At 71.3% G+C, this 17,315-nt stretch carries 14 protein-coding genes; 7 read left to right on the top strand and 7 right to left on the bottom strand.

Features of this window, described 5'->3' with window-relative positions; all coding sequences use genetic code 11:
• Nucleotides 1–9: 9 nt before the first annotated feature.
• Together ACIGXO_RS10875 and ACIGXO_RS10870 are read left to right on the top strand one after the other, a co-directional pair.
• Nucleotides 10–1,059, top strand: a complete 1,050-nt coding sequence (locus ACIGXO_RS10875) for an ABC transporter ATP-binding protein (protein ID WP_399783374.1) — start codon at nt 10–12, stop codon at nt 1,057–1,059.
• Entirely contained in the window at nt 1,049–2,077 is a 1,029-nt protein-coding gene (locus tag ACIGXO_RS10870; protein ID WP_399783371.1) for an ABC transporter ATP-binding protein, read from the top strand. The genes ACIGXO_RS10875 and ACIGXO_RS10870 overlap by 11 nt, the downstream gene beginning before the upstream one ends.
• A gap of 126 nt (nt 2,078–2,203) precedes the next feature.
• Here the strand turns inward: ACIGXO_RS10870 and ACIGXO_RS10865 are convergent, their stop codons facing one another.
• From ACIGXO_RS10865 to ACIGXO_RS10840, 6 genes are all read right to left on the bottom strand, one after another.
• Complete coding sequence (locus ACIGXO_RS10865) at nt 2,204–3,328, bottom strand: ABC transporter ATP-binding protein (protein ID WP_399783368.1); 1,125 nt, start codon at nt 3,326–3,328, stop codon at nt 2,204–2,206.
• A gap of 15 nt (nt 3,329–3,343) precedes the next feature.
• Nucleotides 3,344–4,405, bottom strand: a complete 1,062-nt coding sequence (locus ACIGXO_RS10860; RefSeq protein WP_399783365.1) for an ABC transporter ATP-binding protein — start codon at nt 4,403–4,405, stop codon at nt 3,344–3,346.
• An 11-nt stretch (nt 4,406–4,416) separates the two neighbouring features.
• A complete protein-coding gene (locus tag ACIGXO_RS10855; protein WP_399783362.1) occupies nt 4,417–5,394 on the bottom strand; it encodes an ABC transporter permease in 978 nt (325 codons plus the stop codon).
• Between the two features lie 114 nt (nt 5,395–5,508).
• Nucleotides 5,509–7,314, bottom strand: coding sequence for an ABC transporter substrate-binding protein (locus ACIGXO_RS10850; protein WP_399783358.1), 1,806 nt, complete (start codon nt 7,312–7,314; stop codon nt 5,509–5,511).
• An 89-nt stretch (nt 7,315–7,403) separates the two neighbouring features.
• Nucleotides 7,404–8,435, bottom strand: coding sequence for an ABC transporter permease (locus tag ACIGXO_RS10845; protein WP_399783355.1), 1,032 nt, complete (start codon nt 8,433–8,435; stop codon nt 7,404–7,406).
• Nucleotides 8,436–8,804: 369 nt separating this feature from the next.
• Nucleotides 8,805–10,958, bottom strand: a complete 2,154-nt coding sequence (locus tag ACIGXO_RS10840; RefSeq protein WP_399783352.1) for a prolyl oligopeptidase family serine peptidase — start codon at nt 10,956–10,958, stop codon at nt 8,805–8,807.
• 206 nt (nt 10,959–11,164) lie between these two features.
• Between ACIGXO_RS10840 and ACIGXO_RS10835 the strand changes: the two genes are divergently transcribed.
• The 5 genes from ACIGXO_RS10835 to ACIGXO_RS10815 all read left to right on the top strand — a co-directional run bounded on the left by ACIGXO_RS10835 (nt 11,165) and on the right by ACIGXO_RS10815 (nt 16,392).
• Nucleotides 11,165–11,359, top strand: a complete 195-nt coding sequence (locus tag ACIGXO_RS10835; RefSeq protein ID WP_030264052.1) for a hypothetical protein — start codon at nt 11,165–11,167, stop codon at nt 11,357–11,359.
• Nucleotides 11,360–11,466: 107 nt separating this feature from the next.
• The gene (gene mshB, locus ACIGXO_RS10830; RefSeq protein WP_399783348.1) at nt 11,467–12,402 is read left to right on the top strand and encodes an N-acetyl-1-D-myo-inositol-2-amino-2-deoxy-alpha-D-glucopyranoside deacetylase; all 936 of its coding nucleotides are present in this window, start codon (nt 11,467–11,469) and stop codon (nt 12,400–12,402) included.
• Nucleotides 12,399–12,866, top strand: a complete 468-nt coding sequence (locus ACIGXO_RS10825) for a DUF6113 family protein (protein ID WP_399783346.1) — start codon at nt 12,399–12,401, stop codon at nt 12,864–12,866. Before mshB ends, ACIGXO_RS10825 begins: the two co-directional genes overlap by 4 nt.
• A 165-nt stretch (nt 12,867–13,031) precedes the next feature.
• Nucleotides 13,032–15,134, top strand: coding sequence for a hypothetical protein (locus tag ACIGXO_RS10820; protein WP_399783343.1), 2,103 nt, complete (start codon nt 13,032–13,034; stop codon nt 15,132–15,134).
• Between the two features lie 133 nt (nt 15,135–15,267).
• A complete protein-coding gene (locus ACIGXO_RS10815; protein ID WP_399783340.1) occupies nt 15,268–16,392 on the top strand; it encodes a PP2C family protein-serine/threonine phosphatase in 1,125 nt (374 codons plus the stop codon).
• A 45-nt stretch (nt 16,393–16,437) separates the two neighbouring features.
• Here ACIGXO_RS10815 and ACIGXO_RS10810 read toward each other — a convergent pair whose 3' ends face one another.
• The gene (locus ACIGXO_RS10810; RefSeq protein ID WP_399783337.1) at nt 16,438–17,298 is read right to left on the bottom strand and encodes a transglutaminase-like domain-containing protein; all 861 of its coding nucleotides are present in this window, start codon (nt 17,296–17,298) and stop codon (nt 16,438–16,440) included.
• Nucleotides 17,299–17,315 lie beyond the last annotated feature (17 nt).

Here is a 17,315-nt window from a genome sequence, read left to right as displayed (position 1 = left end):
AGACGGCTGATGGCCACGGCGACCACTCCCGACCCGGCACCGGACGCCGGCGCCCCGCCGACCGCGCTGCTCGACGTGCGCGACCTGTACGTGGAGTTCCGCACCCGCGACGGCGTCGCCCGGGCCGTCAACGGCGTCAGCTACCGCGTCGACGCGGGCGAGACGCTCGCCGTGCTCGGCGAGTCCGGCTCCGGCAAGTCCGTCACCGCCCAGGCGGTCATGGGCATCCTCGACTCACCGCCCGGCTTCGTCACCGGCGGCGAGGTCCTCTTCCGGGGCCGGGACCTGCTCAAGGCCACGCCCGAGGAGCGGCGCAAGGTCCGCGGCGCCCGGATGGCGATGATCTTCCAGGATGCGCTGTCCGCGCTGAACCCGGTGCTCTCCGTGGGCGCCCAGCTCGGTGAGATGTACGAGGTCCACCAGGGCATGAAGCGCAAGGACGCGCGCGCCAAGGCGGTCGAGCTGATGGACCGGGTGAAGATCCCCGCGGCCCGCAGCCGCGTCGGTGATTACCCGCACCAGTTCTCCGGCGGCATGCGCCAGCGCATCATGATCGCGATGGCGCTCGCCCTGGAGCCGGACCTGATCATCGCCGACGAGCCGACGACGGCGCTGGACGTCACGGTCCAGGCCCAGGTCATGGACCTGCTGGCCGACCTCCAGCGGGAGTACGCCATGGGGCTGATCCTGATCACCCACGACCTGGGCGTGGTCGCGGACGTCGCCGACCGGATCGCGGTGATGTACGCGGGCCGGATCGTCGAGACCGCCCCCATCCACGATCTCTACAAGAGCCCGGCCCACCCCTATACCCGTGGCCTGCTGGACTCCATCCCGCGCCTGGACCAGAAGGGCCAGGAGCTCTACGCGATCAAGGGCCTGCCGCCGAGCCTGACCGACATCCCGCCCGGCTGCCCCTTCCACCCGCGCTGCCCGCGGGCCCGGGACGTCTGCACCACGGACCGGCCGCCGCTGTACGACGTGGCGCCGGGGCGGGCCAGCGCCTGCCACTTCTGGGAAGAGACCGTGCGTGACGAGGAGCCGCCGCATGCCCGCTGACGCCCTTCTCGAAGTACGCGACCTGGTCAAGCACTACCCGCTGACCCAGGGCATCGTCCTGAAGAAGCAGGTCGGCGCGGTCAAGGCGGTCGACGGCGTCTCCTTCGACCTGCGCAAGGGCGAGACGCTGGGCATCGTGGGGGAGTCCGGCTGCGGCAAGTCCACCGTCGCCAGGGCACTGGTCGGCCTCGAGCGGCCTACCGCGGGCGCGATCCGGTACCACGGCGAGGACATCACCCGGCTGTCCGGGCGCGCGCTGAAGGCGGTGCGCCGCAACATCCAGATGGTCTTCCAGGACCCGTACACCTCGCTGAATCCGCGGATGACGGTCGGCGACATCATCGGCGAGCCGTACGACATCCACCCCGAGGTGGCCCCGAAGGGCGACCGGCGCCGCAAGGTCCAGGAGCTGCTGGACGTGGTCGGGCTGAACCCGGAGTACGTCAACCGGTACCCGCACCAGTTCTCCGGCGGGCAGCGGCAGCGGATCGGCATCGCGCGGGGGCTGGCGCTGCGGCCCGAGATCATCGTCGCGGACGAGCCGGTGTCCGCGCTGGACGTCTCCGTCCAGGCCCAGGTCGTGAACCTGCTGGAGCGCCTCCAGGACGAGTTCGATTTGTCGTACGTCTTCATCGCGCACGACCTGTCCGTGGTGCGGCACATCTCGGACCGGGTGGCGGTGATGTACCTGGGCCGGATCGTGGAGACCGGCACGGAGGACGAGATCTACGGGCACCCGACGCACCCGTACACGCAGGCGCTGCTCTCCGCGGTGCCGGTCCCCGATCCCGAGGCCCGGGAGCGTCGTGAGCGGATTCTTTTGGCCGGGGACGTGCCTTCGCCGGCCGATCCGCCGTCCGGTTGCCGCTTCCGCACCCGCTGCTGGAAGGCGCAGCCGGTATGTGCGGAAGTCGTCCCGCCGCTTGCCGTCCCGGAGTGGTTCGCGGGGGCCGCGGGCCCGGCGCACGCCTCCGCGTGCCACTTTGCGGAAGAGCGCCACGTCGTGCCGAGTGAGTAGCCGGGTGCGGCACCGTCGTGGCTGGTCGCGCAGTTCCCCGCGCCCCTTCAGGGGCGCGGGGAACTGCGCGAGCAACCGGCGCGGCGGGACAGCCGGTCACCGGCCGGGCCCCCAACGGCGGGGCCGTCAGTCCTTGTCCGCGGTGTCCTCGATCGCCGCGAGCGCGGGGTCCAGCACGATGTCCTCGCCCCGCGAGGCAATCGTCGGCTCCTCAGGAAAGTGGCACGCCGTCAGATGCCCGGCCGCGTTCCCCGCGATCTGCAACAACGGCGGCTCCTCAGACGCGCACTTGTCCTGCGCCTTCCAGCACCGCGTGCGAAACCGGCAGCCCGAGGGCGGGTTGACCGGCGAGGGGACATCCCCCGCGAGCCGGATCCGCTCGCGCTCGTCCTCCTCGTCCCCGGCCAGCCGGGCCTCCGGCACCGCGGAGAGCAGCGCATGCGTGTACGGGTGGCGCGGCCGGGTGTAGATGGACTCGCGGTCGCCGACCTCGACGACCTTGCCGAGGTACATCACCGCGACCCGCTGGCTGAAGTGCCGCACGATCGCCAGGTCGTGGGCGATGAAGAGGAACGCGATGCCCAGCTCGCGCTGGAGGTCCTGGAGGAGGTTGACGACCTGCGCCTGGATGGAGACGTCAAGCGCCGAGACCGGCTCGTCGGCGACGATCAGCTTCGGTTCGAGGGCGAGGGCGCGAGCGACGCCGATGCGCTGCCGCTGGCCGCCGGAGAACTCGTGCGGGAAGCGGTTGTAGTGCTCGGGGTTGAGGCCGACGGTCTCCAGCAGCTCGCGGACCTTCTTCTCGCGGCCGCCGGGCGGGTTGATCCCGTTGATCTCCATCGGGCCGCCGATGATCGTGCCGACGGTCTGCCGCGGGTTCAGCGAGGAGTACGGGTCCTGGAAGATCATCTGGATCTCGGACCGGACCGGCGCGAGCTGCTTGCGGTTCGCGTGGGTGATGTCCCGGCCCCGGTACGAGATCGTGCCGCTGGTGGGCTCCAGCAGGCGGGTCAGCAGCCGGCCCGTCGTGGACTTGCCGCAGCCCGACTCGCCGACCAGGCCGAAGGTCTCGCCCGCGTACACGGTCAGGTCGAGCCCGTCCACCGCCTGCACGGCGCCGATCTTCCGCCGGAACGGAAAGCCGCCCATGATCGGGAAGTGCTTGGTCAGGCCCTCGGTGACCAGCAGCGGCTCGCCCGCCGGGACGGCGTCGCGGGGAGCGGGCAGGGTGACGTCTGTGGTTTCACTCATGATGGTCGTCGCTCCCTAGCCCAGCCGGGGCTTGATCTGCTCGGTGAAGAAGGTGTGCTTCTGCTCGGCGCTGAGGTGGCAGGCCGAGGCGCGCCCCGGCGCCAGCAGCGGCCGCTCGTCGGCGCAGCGGGTGCCGCCCACCTCCGAGGTGAAGGCGCAGCGCGGGTGGAAGGGGCAGCCGGTCGGCGGGTTCAGCAGGCTCGGCGGGGTGCCGGGGATCGGGTGCAGCGGCTCGTCGACGCTGGACGACAGGCGCGGCATCGAGCCCAGCAGGCCCCAGGCGTACGGGTGCTGCGGCGCGGTGAGGATGTCCTTGACGGTGCCGCGCTCGACCGCCCGCCCGGCGTACATCACCAGCAGTTCGTCCGCCATGTTGGCGACCACGCCGAGGTCATGGGTGATCAGGATGATCGCCGAGCCGAACTCCTGCTGCAGGTCCTTGAGCAGGTCCAGGATCTGGGCTTGGACGGTGACGTCGAGCGCGGTGGTCGGCTCGTCCGCGATGAGCAGCGCGGGGTTGCAGACCAGCGCCATGGCGATCATGGCGCGCTGGCGCATGCCGCCGGAGAACTGGTGCGGGTAGTCGTCCACCCGCAGGTTCGGCTGGGGGATGCCGACCTTGGTCAGCATCTCGATGGCGCGCTGCCGGCCCTCGCGCTTGCCGGCGCCGGTGTGCTTCATGAACGGCTCGGCGATCTGCCGGCCCACCGTGTAGTACGGCGAGAGCGCCGTCAGCGGGTCCTGGAAGATCATCGCCATCTTGTTGCCGCGGAGCTTCTGGAGCGTGCGCTCGCGGGCGCCGGTCAGCTCCTGGCCGTCCAGCGTGATCTCGCCGGTGATCTCGGTGGAGGCGGGGTTGTGCAGGCCCAGGACGGCGAGGTTGGTCACCGACTTGCCCGAGCCGGACTCGCCGACGATGCCGAGCGTCTGGCCCTTCTGCAGGTCGAAGGAGAGCCCGTCAACGGCCTTGACGATGCCGTCCTCGGTGGAGAACCGCACGTACAGGTCGCGTACCGACAGGAAGGGGTCCGATCCGGTCGGGACCGGTGCGCCTTCGGTCTTGGTGAGTGTGGTCACTGGTGGCTCTCCTAGGACAGGCGCACGCGCGGGTCGATGAACGCGTAGCAGGCGTCGACGATGATGTTGAAGAGGACGATGAACGTCGCCGCGAACAGCATCACGCCCATGACCATCGGCAGGTCGGTGTCCCGTACGGACTTCACCGCGAGGGTTCCCAGGCCCGGGAGGGCGAACGTCTGCTCCGTGATCATCGCGCCGCCGAAGAGCGACCCGAGGTCGATACCGAAGATGGTGACGATGGGGATGAGCGAGCCGCGCCAGGCGTACCGGAAGAAGACCGTCTTCCCCGTCATGCCCTTGGCGCGCGCCGTCCGGACGTGTTCCTCGGCCAGCTGCTCGATCATGGAGGAGCGCGCCATACGGGTGTACTGCGCGGTGAAGATGACCGACAGCACGCACCAGGGGATCAGCAGCCCCATGAACCAGGCCGCTGGATTGTCCGTGAAGTTGACGTACTTCGGCTGCCCCAGGATTTCGAGGTTGTACACCAGCAGGGCCAGCACGATGGGGCCGATGAAGTAGATCTGCATCGAGCTCAGCACCAGTGAGGCGGAGCTGAAGACCTTGTCGACCAGCTTGCCCTGCTTCCAGGCGGCGATCATGCCGGTGCCCAGGCCGACCGTGAGGAAGACCGCCGCGCCGCCGATGGTCAGCGAGACCGTGGTCGGGAAGCGGTCGACGATGGTGTCCCAGACGGGGTCGCCGTTGGCGAACGAGTAGCCGAAGCACGGGGCCGGGCACGGTCCCTGGGCGAAGTCGCGCCCGGTGACGATGCCGGACATGAAGTCCCAGTACTGGACCGGGATCGGCTTGTCCAGGCCGAGATTCTTGTGAATCAGGGCGATGGCGTCCGGGGTGCAGTTCTTTCCGCAGGACAGCAGCGCGGGATCCCGTGGGGCGGCGAAGAACAGGAAGAAGGTGAACGCGCTGATCAGCAGCAGGATCACGATCGCGCCGAGGGACCGGCGGAAAAGGAAACGAAGCATGGCAGATCGCAGCTCTCGTGGGGCAGCGGGAGGAAGTGGGTGGGGACCGCGCGGTGTGCCCGTCCGGTCCGGACGGGCACACCGGGCGCCAGGGTTACCGGCGCGTGGGCACGGTTACTTCTTGACGAACAGCTTCGTCGGGTCGACACCGCTGATGATGTCGTTGTTCACGACGCCACCGACCTTGGAGCCGTGCAGCTGGATCTGCTTGTAGTAGAAGGTCGGGATCGCCGGCAGGTCCTCCTTGAGGATCTTCTCGTTGAGCTTGAACCACTCCTCGGACGCCTTCTCCTGGTCCGTCATCTTGGCGATGCGGTCCATCTCCTTGCTGACTTCCGGGTTGTCGTAGTGCGAGTAGTTCGGCGAGCCGTCCTGGACCTGGCGGCCGTCCATGGTGGGCGGCAGCACGGTCGAGGCGCTCGGCCAGTCCGCGCCCCACGCCGACGCGTAGATGTCGAACTTGTTGTCGACCTTGCCGATCACGTCGTAGTAGGTGTCGGAGGGCAGGTCCTTCGGCTGGACGTCGAAGCCGGCCTTCTTGAGGTTGTCGACGATGGAGACCGAGTACTTCTGCGGCTCCGGCGCGTTCATGTAGGCGAAGGTGATCTTCATGCCGGTCTTGCCGGCTTCCTTCAGGATCTTCTTCGCCTTCGCCACGTCGCCCAGCGGCTTCTTCAGCTTGCCGTAGGGGTCGATGTCCTTGAAGCCGGTGACCGTCGGGCTGATGTAGCTGCCCGCCAGCTCGCCGCCGCCCGGGGTGCCGTAGGCGTCCAGGACGGCCTGCGTCGGCATCGCGTAGGCGAGGGCCTCGCGGACCTTCTTGTCCTTGATCCGCTTCATGTTGAAGTTGATGACGCCGACGTAGGGCTGGTAACCCGAGGTCGAGCGCTTCTTGACCTTCGGGTCGTTGGCCACGGTCTGCATGCTGGCCGCGTCGACCTGGTTGTTGAAGCTGACCGCCGTCTGGTTGTCGGCGTTGTCCGCGATCAGACGCTGGGTCGAGTCCGGGTAGGAGACGCCGAACTGGATGTCGAACTTGTCGACGTACTGGTGACGGGAGTTGTCCGTCTTCGGGTCCCACTGGGGGTTCCGGACCAGTGTCATGCCCTTGCCGGACTTGAAGGAGCCGGGCTTGATCTTGTACGGGCCCGAGGACTGCGGGGCCTTGTCGTACTTCTCCTTGGTGTCCTTCTTCTCCTGCACCGCGGCGTAGCCGGCCATGGCCAGGGCGTACGGCAGGTCCGGGTGCGGCGACTTGAAGTGGAAGACGATGGTCTTGTCGTCCGGCGTCTCCAGCACGCTGTCCGGAAGGTGCTTGCCCTTGTACGGGCCGTCCTTCAGGAGCTTGCGGTAGTCGGTGGAGTTGGTGTCCGCCAGCCACTGCTGGAGGTAGTACGGGCCGTCGGTGATGAAGGGGGCGAAGGTCCGCTCGACGGAGTGCCGGATGTCCTTGGACGTGATCGGCGAGCCGTCCTCCCACTTCACCCCGTCCTTCAGGGTGTACTTCCAGGTCTTGCCGCCGTCCGAGGACTGGCCGCTGTCCGTGGCGAGGTCACCGACGACGGTGTACTTGCCCTTGTTGTCCATGTGATAGGTCGTCAGCTTGCGGAACAGCAGCGTGGCGAGCGCGCCCTCGTCGCTGACGTAGATCTGCGCCGGGTCGAGGTGCGAGTAGGTGTCGCGCTGGTAGACCTTGATCGTGCCGCCCTTCTGGGCGCCCGGCACTTCTTCGGCCGCTCCCTTGGACGCCGCGGCGTCCCCGAAGGCGATCTGCTCGCGCTGCTTCTCGGCGCCCGAACGGTCGTTGGCGCCGTCACCGGAGCCGGTGCCCGCGCCGCTGCTGCACGCGGTGAGGACGAGCGCGCCGGCGGCCAGGGCGACCAGGGTGGCGTGAGTTCTGCGCGTACGGTTGCTGCTCATGACGGTGTATGCACCTGCCTGTCGTTGATCCGTTGCTGCTGCCTGACTCATGCGGTGCCGGGGTGGCAGCACCCCCCACGGAACGGATCTCATCGAGCCCGCTTCGGGTCGAAAGCGTCCCGGACCGAGTCCCCGAGCAGGTTGAACGCGACGATGAAGATCACCATCGCCAGGCCGGGGAAGAACAAGTACGTGATGTCGTTGCGGTAGTAGTCGGCCGCGTTGGCGAACATCCGGCCCCAGTCCGGGGTGGGTTCGACGAAGCCGACGCCCAGGAAGGACAGGCCCGCGATGGACGTCACGAAGTTCGGGAGCATGTAGGTCGTCTGGACCAGGATCGGCGTCACCACGTTCGGCAGCAGTTCGCGCCGGATGATGCGGGCCGGTGAGGCGCCGGAGACCTTCGCGGCCTCGATGAACTCCCGTTCGCGCAGCGAGAGGACCTGGCCGCGCAACAGGCGCGCCAGGCTCATCCAGCCCAGGAACCACATCACCAGGATCAGGATGGTCGCGCGCAGCCAGGTCGGCATGGCGTCCTCGGGGGCCACGAAGACGGCACCCACGACGGGGACGAAGGCGACGAAGAACAGCTGGTTCGGGAAGGCCATCAGCAGGTCGATGACCCGGCCGATGAAGTAGTCGATCCTGCCGCCGAAGTAGCCGGCCGCCACGCCGAGCACGATGGCGGTGAGCACCGAGGCGATGGTGATCGCGACGGCGGTGTAGAGCGTGGTGCGGATGCCGTAGACGAGCTGCATGAACACGTCGCGGCCGAGGGTCGGTTCGATGCCGAACCAGAACTCGCCCGAGATGCCGCCGTTGGGCTGGGTCGGGTAACCGTTCGTCAGCAGGCCGGGCGTGAGCATGCCGTACCGCGTGTAGGGGTCCTTGCCGTACAGCTTGGAGATGAGCGGGGCCAGCAGGCCGACGGCGAAGAAGAACAGCACGACGTAGGCGCTGATCACTCCGGTGCGGTCACGCTTGAAGCGCGCCCACATCAATTGGCCCGGCGAACGGCCGACCAATTCGCCGCCCTTGCGGTCCTTTCCCTTGCTCAGCCCGTCGGGTCCAAGTCCTGGGGTGTCGGTCTTGGAAACCGCGGTCTGGGATGGACTAGTCATCGCGAAGTGCCCCCGCGCCGAGTTCTCTTGGAACATGAAGCGGCACAGAGTTGCACCGCTGGTTGAGCGGACTTTCGCAAGTGATTTACGGCGGAGTCAAGGGTCTGCGGACGGACCGTGGCCACCTTGTTCGCTTCTTGAGCGAAGATTGCGCAGATTGACGCCACGGCGTGCTTGACAGTTACCGGAGGTGTACGGCATGGGGGACATATCGTCCCCAACATCCTTAACAAGAAGGACACTTGGCTGTCGCGGCACCGATATACGAACGCGCCATCCTGGACAGCGTACGGCCGTGCGGGTGCCGTGGACCGGCCGGGGAGGCCAACAGCCTCCCCGGTCGGTCGCTTTTCGCCCCGTTCTCCGTGCTTAGGAGAGGCCGAGACTCCGCTTGAGGAATGCGACTTGCAGAAGGAGCAGGTTTTCGGCCACCTGTTCCTGCGGCGTCATATGGGTCACGCCGGACAGCGGGAGAACCTCGTGCGGCCGGCCCGCGGCCAGCAGTGCCGAGGAGAATCGCAGGGAATGTGCCACGACCACGTTGTCGTCGGCCAGCCCGTGAATGATCATCATTGGCCGGTGCTGATCGGCCGCTTCCACCAGTCCCGCGTCCGTGACCAGGGAATTCCTTGCATAGGAATCCGGATCTTCGTCCGGGTGCCCCATGTACCGCTCTGTGTAGTGCGTGTCGTAAAGCCGCTGGTCGGTGACGGGCGCGCCGACCACCGCCGCGTGGAAGACGTCCGGGCGGCGCAGCGCGGCCAGTCCGGCGAGGAAGCCGCCGAAGGACCAGCCGCGGATCGCCACCCGGTCCAGGTCCAGCGGGAAGCGCTCGGCCAGCGCGTGCAGCGCGTCGACCTGGTCCTCCAGCGCCACCTCCGCGACCCGCCGCGAAATGGCCTTCTCCCAGGCGGGGGAGCGGCCCGGCGTGCCCCGGCCGTCGGCGACCACCACGGCGAAGCCCTGGTCGGCGAACCACTGCGAGGTGAGGAAGACGTTGTGCGCCGCCAGCACGCGCTGCGCGTGCGGCCCGCCGTACGGGTCCAGCAGCACCGGCAGCGGCCCGTCCCCCTCCTCGTAACCGGCCGGCAGCAGCACCGCGCACGGGATGTCCCGCTCGCCCGCCGTCGTGAAGACCGGCCGTGCGGTGAGCACCGGCGTCTCCGCGTACGAGGGGATCTCCGCGAGCCGGGTCTCCTTGCCGTCGGCGCTCAGCCGCAGGACTTCCACCTGCGTCCCGGGCCGCTCCGCGCACATGTGCGAGACGACCGCCACCTCGCCCACCCGCACCGCGGAGGAGTACGAGGCGTACGGGCGCTCCGTCACCCGTTCCCAGCCGCCCTGGTCGCCGCTGCCGCGGTACCAGGCCCGGTAGACCCCCACGTCGTGCAGGTCCTCGCCGCTCGCCGAGAACAGGACATCTTCCTGGCCGATATCGAGCACCCCGCGCACGTGCAGCGGCGCGGACGTCAGCGGCCGGTCCCCGACGAAGAGCTTGCGCGCGCCGCCCTCGTCGGCGATCCGCACCAGCCGCCGGTCCGGCGTCCACGCGGGCACGCCCGGATACGGCTCGACCCACACCGGGTCCTCGTCGGCGTGCACCAGGCGGGTCGCGCCGGTCTCGGTGTCGACCGCCAGGTAGCGCTGGGAGCGCTGGTCGCGGGACTGCACCAGGAGCAGCGGCGGGCCGGCGGGGGACCAGTGCACCCGGGCCAGGTACGGGTAGCGCTCGCGGTCCCAGACGACGTCCGTGCGCTCCCCGTCCAGATCCAGCAGGGCCAGCGTGACCTCGGCGTTGGGGGTGCCGGCCGCCGGGTAGGCGACCTCGGCGGGCGCCTTGTCGGGGTGCGCGGGGTCGGCGATCCACCAGCGCCGTACGGGGGAGTCGTCGACCCGCGCGGCCAGCAGCCGGTCGCTCTCCGGCGACCACCAGAAGCCGCGGTACCGGCTCATCTCCTCGGCCGCGATGAACTCCGCGAGGCCCCAGGCCACGTTCGGCCCGTCCGGCGCCGCCAGCGCGCGGTCGTCGTCCGCGGTGCTTTCACCCGCGACGCGCACGACGCGCAGCGCGCCCTCCGCGACGTACGCGACGTACCGGCCGTCGGGGGACGGGCGCGGGTCCACCACCGGACCGGGAACGGGCAGTTCGCGGCAGGTGCCGGCGCGCAGCTCGGAGACGAACAGCCGTCCGGAGAGGGGGAAGGCGGCCAGTTCCACCGCCGCGTCGGTGGCGTAGCCGACCACGCCGGCCGAGCCCTCACGGGCCCGCTCGCGACGGGCCTTCTCCTGTGGCGACAGTTCCTCGTCGGTGCCGCCCAGCAGCGCCGCCGGGTCGGCCGCGGGGTACTCGCGCCCGGCGTCGAGGTCATGGACCCACAACAGATTCGCCCGATCGGTGCCGGATCGGGAACGGAGGAAGACGACGCGCGTACCGTCCGGCGAGATGCTGAAGCCGCGCGGCACGCCCAGGCTGAAGCGCTGGGTGCGTGCGTGCTGCCGGGGAAATGAGAGCTGTCCGGTCATGCGCCCGAGCGTAAGGGCCATGGGGCACACCGCGGCAGCTCTCGTGAAGATCGTGTGCGCCCCCACTCTGCTCCCGTGCACCGGCATATGCGTGCGTGCCGAAAGTTATGATCGCTGAGGCGTGTGGGTATGGAGCCATTGGCCAAAGGGCCGGGGCCGTACCTGCCCAATCCCGTTCCGTCCGTGCGTACTTGGAGGTGACCGCCGTGGCACTCTCGATTTCGGCGGTGGTGCTGCTGGCGATCATCGTCTTCCTGCTGGTGAAGAAGTCAGGCTTGAAGGCGGGCCACGCAGTCGTGTGCATCTTGCTCGGCTTCTACATCGCGAGCTCGACGATCGCTCCCACCATCAGAGAGCTGACGACCAACATCGCCGGGATGATCGGCGGCATCAAGTTCTGAGCCGGCCGGGGCCGCCCCGGCGGCCGTGACGTGCGCCACCGAGCCCGACCGGGTGGATCATCCGGTCGGGTTCCCCGTGCCGCACCCACGGCTCGTACGCTGTCCCCATGTCCGACCTTCCCGCCCGCCGTCTGCTGCTGGTGCACGCGCACCCGGACGACGAGTCGATCAACAACGGCGCCACCATGGCCAAGTACGCGGCCGAGGGCGCCCTCGTCACGCTGGTGACCTGCACTCTCGGCGAGGAGGGCGAGGTCATCCCGCCGCACCTCGCGCATCTGGCCGCCGACAAGGACGACGTGCTCGGCCCGTACCGCAGCGGCGAACTGGCCGCCGCCATGGCGGAGCTGGGCGTCACCGACCACCGCCTGCTCGGCGCCCCGGGCCGCTACCGCGACTCCGGGATGATGGGCGCGCCGCAGAACGACCGCCCGGACGCCTTCTGGCAGGCCGACCTGGACACGGCCGCCGGCGACCTGGTCGCGGTGGTCCGCGAGGTGCGCCCGCAGGTCCTGGTCACCTACGACCCGGACGGCGGCTACGGCCACCCCGACCACATCCAGGCCCACCGGGTCGCGATGCGCGCCGCCGACCTGGCCGCCGACCCCGCCTTCCGGCCGGAGCTCGGCGCGGCCCATGTGATCGAGAAGATCTACTGGAACTGCAACCCGCGCTCCGTCGTCGAGGAGGGCTTCGAGCGGCTGCGCGCGGCCGGGCTCTCCTTCCCCGGCGTCGCCGCCGTGGACGACGTCCCCGGAGTGGTGCCGGACGACCAGGTCACCGCCTCGATCGCGGCCGCGCCCGAGCACGGCGCGGTCAAGGCGGCCGCGATGCGCGCGCACGTCACCCAGATCGCCGTGGACGGCCCCTTCTTCGCGCTCTCCAACGACCTCGGCCAGCCGCTGCTGGGCGACGAGCACTACCGTCTCGTGCGCGGCACGCCCGGCGCGCGGGACGGTGAGCGCGAGGACGACCTCTTCGCGGGGGTACGGACGCAGGACGGCCCGGAGACGGCCGCGGACACGAGGGAGACGGCGCGATGAGCGGCAAGGACGGCGCGGACAAGCGCAGCCGGGCGGCCGGCGGCGGTGCCGGGGCCGGCGCGGCCGAGGCGCAGCAGCAGCCGGAGACGGCCCCCGGCGGCGCGCTGAAGGCCGGGCTGTACGTCCTCCTGGCCGTCCTCGGCGTGCTGGTCGCGGTGGCCGGGGCGCTGATCCAGGGGGCGTGGTTCCCCGGCGGCCTGCTGCTCGCGCTGGCGGGCGCCGCGGCGCTGTTCACCGGGGGCGCGCGGGCGGCCGTCTCGGTCGTCGGGGCGCTGGCCTCGGCCGCCGCCTGGCTGGTGACGGTGATCGCGCTCAGTACGACGCGCGCCGAGGGCGACTTCGTCTTCGGCGCCGGGCTGGGGGCCTACGCCTTCCTGCTGGGCGGCATCGCCGTCGCTGTGATCTGTACCACGGCGTCCATGGGTCGCCCGTCGCACCTGGGTGCGGTACGACGTGGCATGTGACGGGCCGACCGAGGCCCTTGTTCGGCGGCGCGGGCAGGCGTCCGTACGGGGAGCGTTCCGGCGCACCCCGGAACCCCGCCCGCGCCGGACAGTATGGTGGTGCGCGCCGCCGAGCCGCCCAAGCACGTCGATGACGAGCGGCGGAGCCAACCGGGAGATCCTGCTTTGAGTCGTGAATCTGACAGTTCGTCCTCCGGGCCCCAGGGGCGCGGCGCTGCCGCCTACCCCTCGGGTACCCCGCCGTACGGAACCCGCCAGGGCGACGCCGACGAGGCGGTAGCGGCGCGGCCGGAGGAGCCCAGGACCGAGACCACGCTGACCACCCGCATCAAGATCAACATTCCGGGATCGCGGCCGATCCCGCCGGTCGTGGTGCGCAAGACGGTCGGCGAGGACGCCGCGGCGAACGGCGCCGACGGCGCCGGCCGGACCGCGGAGCGCACCGGCAGCACGCCGCGGTCCCGGCCGCAGGCCGCGCCGCCCGCGCCCGCCGCGTCCGCCGAGAACGCGCCCGAGGAACGGCAGGAGCCCGCCGCCCCGACCAGCACCAGCGACTGGTTCGCGCCGCGCCGGCCCAAGCGCCCGGCGGCCGGCCAGGCCCCCGCTGCGCAGGGCGGCACCCCGCCCGCCGGCGGCCAGGACTCCGGCAGCGGGCAGTTCCCGCAGCGTCCGGCCGGCGGCGGCCGCCCCGGCCAGTCCGGGCCCGGCCAGGACTCCGCCCTGCCGTACTTCTCCGACGGCCCGGCGGCGCCCGGTGGCGGCGGCCCGGCCGGCCCCGGCGGCACCGCTCCCGGCACGCCCGGCCCGTCGGGGCCGACGACCGGTCCGGCCAGCGGCGACCTCTCCTTCCCCCCGGCCGGCCCCGCGGACGGTGGCCGGCCGCGCTCCGGGCTGGAGGCGCTGGCGGCGGGCGAGACGCTGCCGCCTTCCGGTCCCACCGGTCCCACCGGTCCCACCGGACTCACCGGCGAGCGGCCCGGCCGGGCGCGCTCCGGCTCCGACGACTGGCCGGCCGACGACTGGCCGGGCGCCGCGGACAACGGAGGCGGGCTCACCGGCGGCGCCACCCCGCCGCCCCTGAGCGACGACACCGCCGAGCTGACCCCGCAGCCGGGGCAGCGCATGGGCGCCGTCGGCCCGGTCACCGGCACGTCCGACCGCACCTCCAGCGACACGCTCGTCAGCGGCATCCCCACGGTGTCCGCCGACAGCGCGCCGCCGGCTCCGCCGCGCGGGGACCGCCCGGGCCCCTCCGACGGGTCTGCGGCGCCGAAGCCCCCGCAGCGTGCGAAGATCCCCGAGCCGATCAACCCGCGCAAGAAGGGCCGTAACAAGCTCGTCCTCGCGCTCGGCGGCATCGTCGTCATCGCGGGCGTCGCCTACGGTGCCGGGCTGCTGCTGGACCACTCCGACGTGCCCGGCGGCACCACCGCGCTCGGCGTGGATATCGGCGGCACGACCAAGGAACAGGCCGTCGAGAAGCTCGACGCGGCCCTGAAGGACACCAGGACCGCGCCGCTGAAGCTGACCGTGGACGGCCGGCCGCAGACGCTGCTGCCCGCCAAGGCGGGCCTGGACATCGACACCCAGGCCACCGTCCGGGGCGCGGCGGGCCGCGACTACAACCCGGTCTCGGTCATCGGCTCGCTGTTCGGCGGCGCCCGTACGGCCGAGCCCGCGATGATCGTCGACGACGAGAAGCTGGACATCGCGCTGAAGGCGGTGGCGGGCGAGCAGGGCGCGGCCAAGGACGGCGGCATAGTCTTCACCGCCGGCAAGGCCGTCCCGCACTACGGCAAGCCGTACAAGTCGATCGACGTCGCGGCCGCCAAGCAGGAGGTCACCAAGGCGTACCAGGACCGGCTCGCCGGCACCGAGGGGCAGCCCGTCGCCCTGAAGACCAGCATGCAGCGGCCGACGGTCCCGGACGCCGAGGTGAACCGCGCCCTGAAGGACTTCGCCAGGCCGGCGATGTCCGGGCTGATCACGGTGCGGACGGACGCGGAGCACACGGTGTCCTTCAGCCCCGAGAAGTCGATCCCGAAGTTCCTCTCCATGAAGCCCGTCAACGGCAAGCTCGTGGAGTACTACGACCGGCCGGCCCTGAAGTCGCTCTACGGCGACACCTTCAAGGGCGTCCTGGTCACCAAGGGCGACGGCTCGAAGAAGCCGGTCAGCGTCGAGGAGGTCGCGAGCGCCGTCAGCCAGGCGCTGCGCGGCGCCACCCCGGCCCAGCGGGTCGTCACCATCCCGACGAACCCGAGCTGACCCGCGGCGACGGCACGAAGGCCCCCACGGCACGCCCGTGGGGGCCTTCCCGTACTGCCCGCGAAGGGCCCCCGGCGACGGGACCTTCGCCCCTGCGCGCGCGGCGGCCGGCAGGCGCATGCTGGTCAGTGCCATGCCATTCACGCGTCTGAAGCACTCCGGCCGCCGGAGAGCGCTGCTCCTGATCGCCGTGCTGGTCCTGCTCGCGCTGGCGGACTGGGCCACGGGCCCCCAGGTGCGCATCATCTCCTTCGCCGGCGTCGTGCCGATGTTCGCCGCGCTGCGCTGCTCCGCCCGCTGGACCGCCGCGGTGACGGCCACGTTCGTCGCCGCGAGCGCCTGGATCTACTCGCTGAACTTCGTGGACTGGACCCTGTCCGGCTCCCTCGTGGGCATCGTCGGCACCCTCGTGGTCGCCGCCTTTGCCCTGGCGCTGTGCCACAACCGGCGGCGGCGCGACGAGGTGTACGACCGCACCCGGCTGGTCGCCGACGAGGTGCAGCGGGCCATGCTGCACGAACTGCCGCTGCGCGCCGGACCGTACCGCGTCGCCGGCTTCTACGTCTCCGCGCTGGAGGGCGCCCGGGTCGGCGGCGACATCTACGAGGCGGTCGAGACGCCGTACGGCACCCGGCTGGTCATCGGCGACGTGCAGGGCAAGGGCATGCCGGCGATCGGCGCGGGCCACGAGGCGCTGGCGTCCTTCCGCGAGGCCGCGCACTACGAAGCGACGCTGGAGGGGGTCGCCGAGCGCATGGAGGCGTCCCTTCAGCGCCACAACGCGCGCGCGGTCGCGCAGGGCGGCAAGGAGCGCTTCGTGACGGCGCTGCTCATGGAGGTCGGTCCCGAGGGCCATGGCCGCTCGCTGTCCTGCGGGCACATCCCGTACTACGTCGTCCGCGGCGACTCCCTCACCGAGCGCGACGAGGGCCACTGGCTGCCGCTCGGCCTGGGCGACCTGACCGGTGAGCGGCGCCGGGCCTTCGACGCGTGGCCGCTGGACGGGGACTGGGCGGTGCTGTGCACCGACGGCGTGACCGAGGCCCGCGGCCCGGACGGCACGTTCTACCCGCTGCGCGAGCGGCTGGCCCGCTGGACCGGGCTCGGCCCGGCCGAGCTGGCCGAGGCCCTCCGCGCCGACCTGGAGGACTTCACGGACGGGGCGCTGCGGGACGACGCGACGGTACTGGTCGTCCGGCGCAGCCCGGACAGCGCACCGCTGCGGCCGGTGGCGGAGCCGTCCGCGCGCACGGCGTAGCCGGCCGTCCGCGCGCACGGCCTGGGCCGTGTCCTGGCCGCGCGCTCAGTTCAGCATCGCCCGGGCCGCCGCGGCCTGCCGGCGGACCGTTTCGGCGGCCGCCGGGTCCACCGCCTCGACCACCGTCGCGTACTCCTCCAGCTCCGCCGCGCCGCGCACGAAGTCGCCCCGCTCCACCAGCACCTTGGCGTGCTCGTGCCGCAGCCGCGCCGGATGGCTCGGCAGCAGCAGCGACAGCTCGACCGCCCACAGCCGTACGTCGCTGCGCTCGGGGCGGGCCGCCGCCCAGGCTCTGATGTTGTTCAGGATGCGCAGGACGGTCTCCAGGGGATCGGCGGGCGCCAGCATCTGCGGCGTCAGCGGCTCGCCGGTCGCGCCCGCGACCAGCAGCCCGGCGTCCTCGTCCGTCAGGACGCGCCCGCCGTCGAACGGGTCCACCAGCACGTGCGCGCCGTACGGGTCGCCGAACCCGACGACGTAGTGCCCGGGCAGCGCCACGCCGTACACCGGTGCCCCGGCCCGCCGCGCGACCTCCGTCCACACCACGGACAGCAGGATGGGCAGTCCGCGGCGGCGCCGCAGCACCTCGTGGAGCAGCGAGGACTCCAGGCGCTGGTAGTCGGCGGGCAGGCCGTGGAAGCCGCAGCGGTGGCCGAGCAGCTCGGCGACGTTGCGGGCCCAGGCGTGCGGACCGCCGACCGGGCGGTACGGGAGCAGGCCCGCCAGCCGGTCCAGCTCGATCTGTGCGGCGTCCAGGGCCTGCTCGTCCAGCTTCGGATCGGCCTCCGCGGCCAGCAGCAGGCACAGCAGTGTCAGGTCGGGGCGCTTCTCGCGCGCGGCCGCGGCGAACCGTTCCCGCCGTGCGGCGGCGTCGCGTCCGGGACCGGGCTCGGGGTCGGGGTGCATGTCAGGTCCGTACCCGT

Origin of the sequence: Streptomyces sp. NPDC053542 (assembly GCF_044544685.1) — a bacterium.
Classification (GTDB): Bacteria; Actinomycetota; Actinomycetes; order Streptomycetales; family Streptomycetaceae; genus Streptomyces.
This window is presented reverse-complemented; position numbering and strand designations above follow the sequence as displayed.

Coding starts and splice junctions, on each gene's coding strand:
- ACIGXO_RS10850 (WP_399783358.1), bottom strand. CDS start 7,314: ATGAGCAGCAACCGTACGCGCAGAACTCACGCCACCCTGGTCGCCCTG.
- ACIGXO_RS10840 (WP_399783352.1), bottom strand. CDS start 10,958: ATGACCGGACAGCTCTCATTTCCCCGGCAGCACGCACGCACCCAGCGC.
- ACIGXO_RS10825 (WP_399783346.1), top strand. CDS start 12,399: ATGAGCGGCAAGGACGGCGCGGACAAGCGCAGCCGGGCGGCCGGCGGC.
- mshB (WP_399783348.1), top strand. CDS start 11,467: ATGTCCGACCTTCCCGCCCGCCGTCTGCTGCTGGTGCACGCGCACCCG.
- ACIGXO_RS10875 (WP_399783374.1), top strand. CDS start 10: ATGGCCACGGCGACCACTCCCGACCCGGCACCGGACGCCGGCGCCCCG.
- ACIGXO_RS10815 (WP_399783340.1), top strand. CDS start 15,268: ATGCCATTCACGCGTCTGAAGCACTCCGGCCGCCGGAGAGCGCTGCTC.
- ACIGXO_RS10865 (WP_399783368.1), bottom strand. CDS start 3,328: ATGAGTGAAACCACAGACGTCACCCTGCCCGCTCCCCGCGACGCCGTC.
- ACIGXO_RS10855 (WP_399783362.1), bottom strand. CDS start 5,394: ATGCTTCGTTTCCTTTTCCGCCGGTCCCTCGGCGCGATCGTGATCCTG.
- ACIGXO_RS10810 (WP_399783337.1), bottom strand. CDS start 17,298: ATGCACCCCGACCCCGAGCCCGGTCCCGGACGCGACGCCGCCGCACGG.
- ACIGXO_RS10845 (WP_399783355.1), bottom strand. CDS start 8,435: ATGACTAGTCCATCCCAGACCGCGGTTTCCAAGACCGACACCCCAGGA.
- ACIGXO_RS10870 (WP_399783371.1), top strand. CDS start 1,049: ATGCCCGCTGACGCCCTTCTCGAAGTACGCGACCTGGTCAAGCACTAC.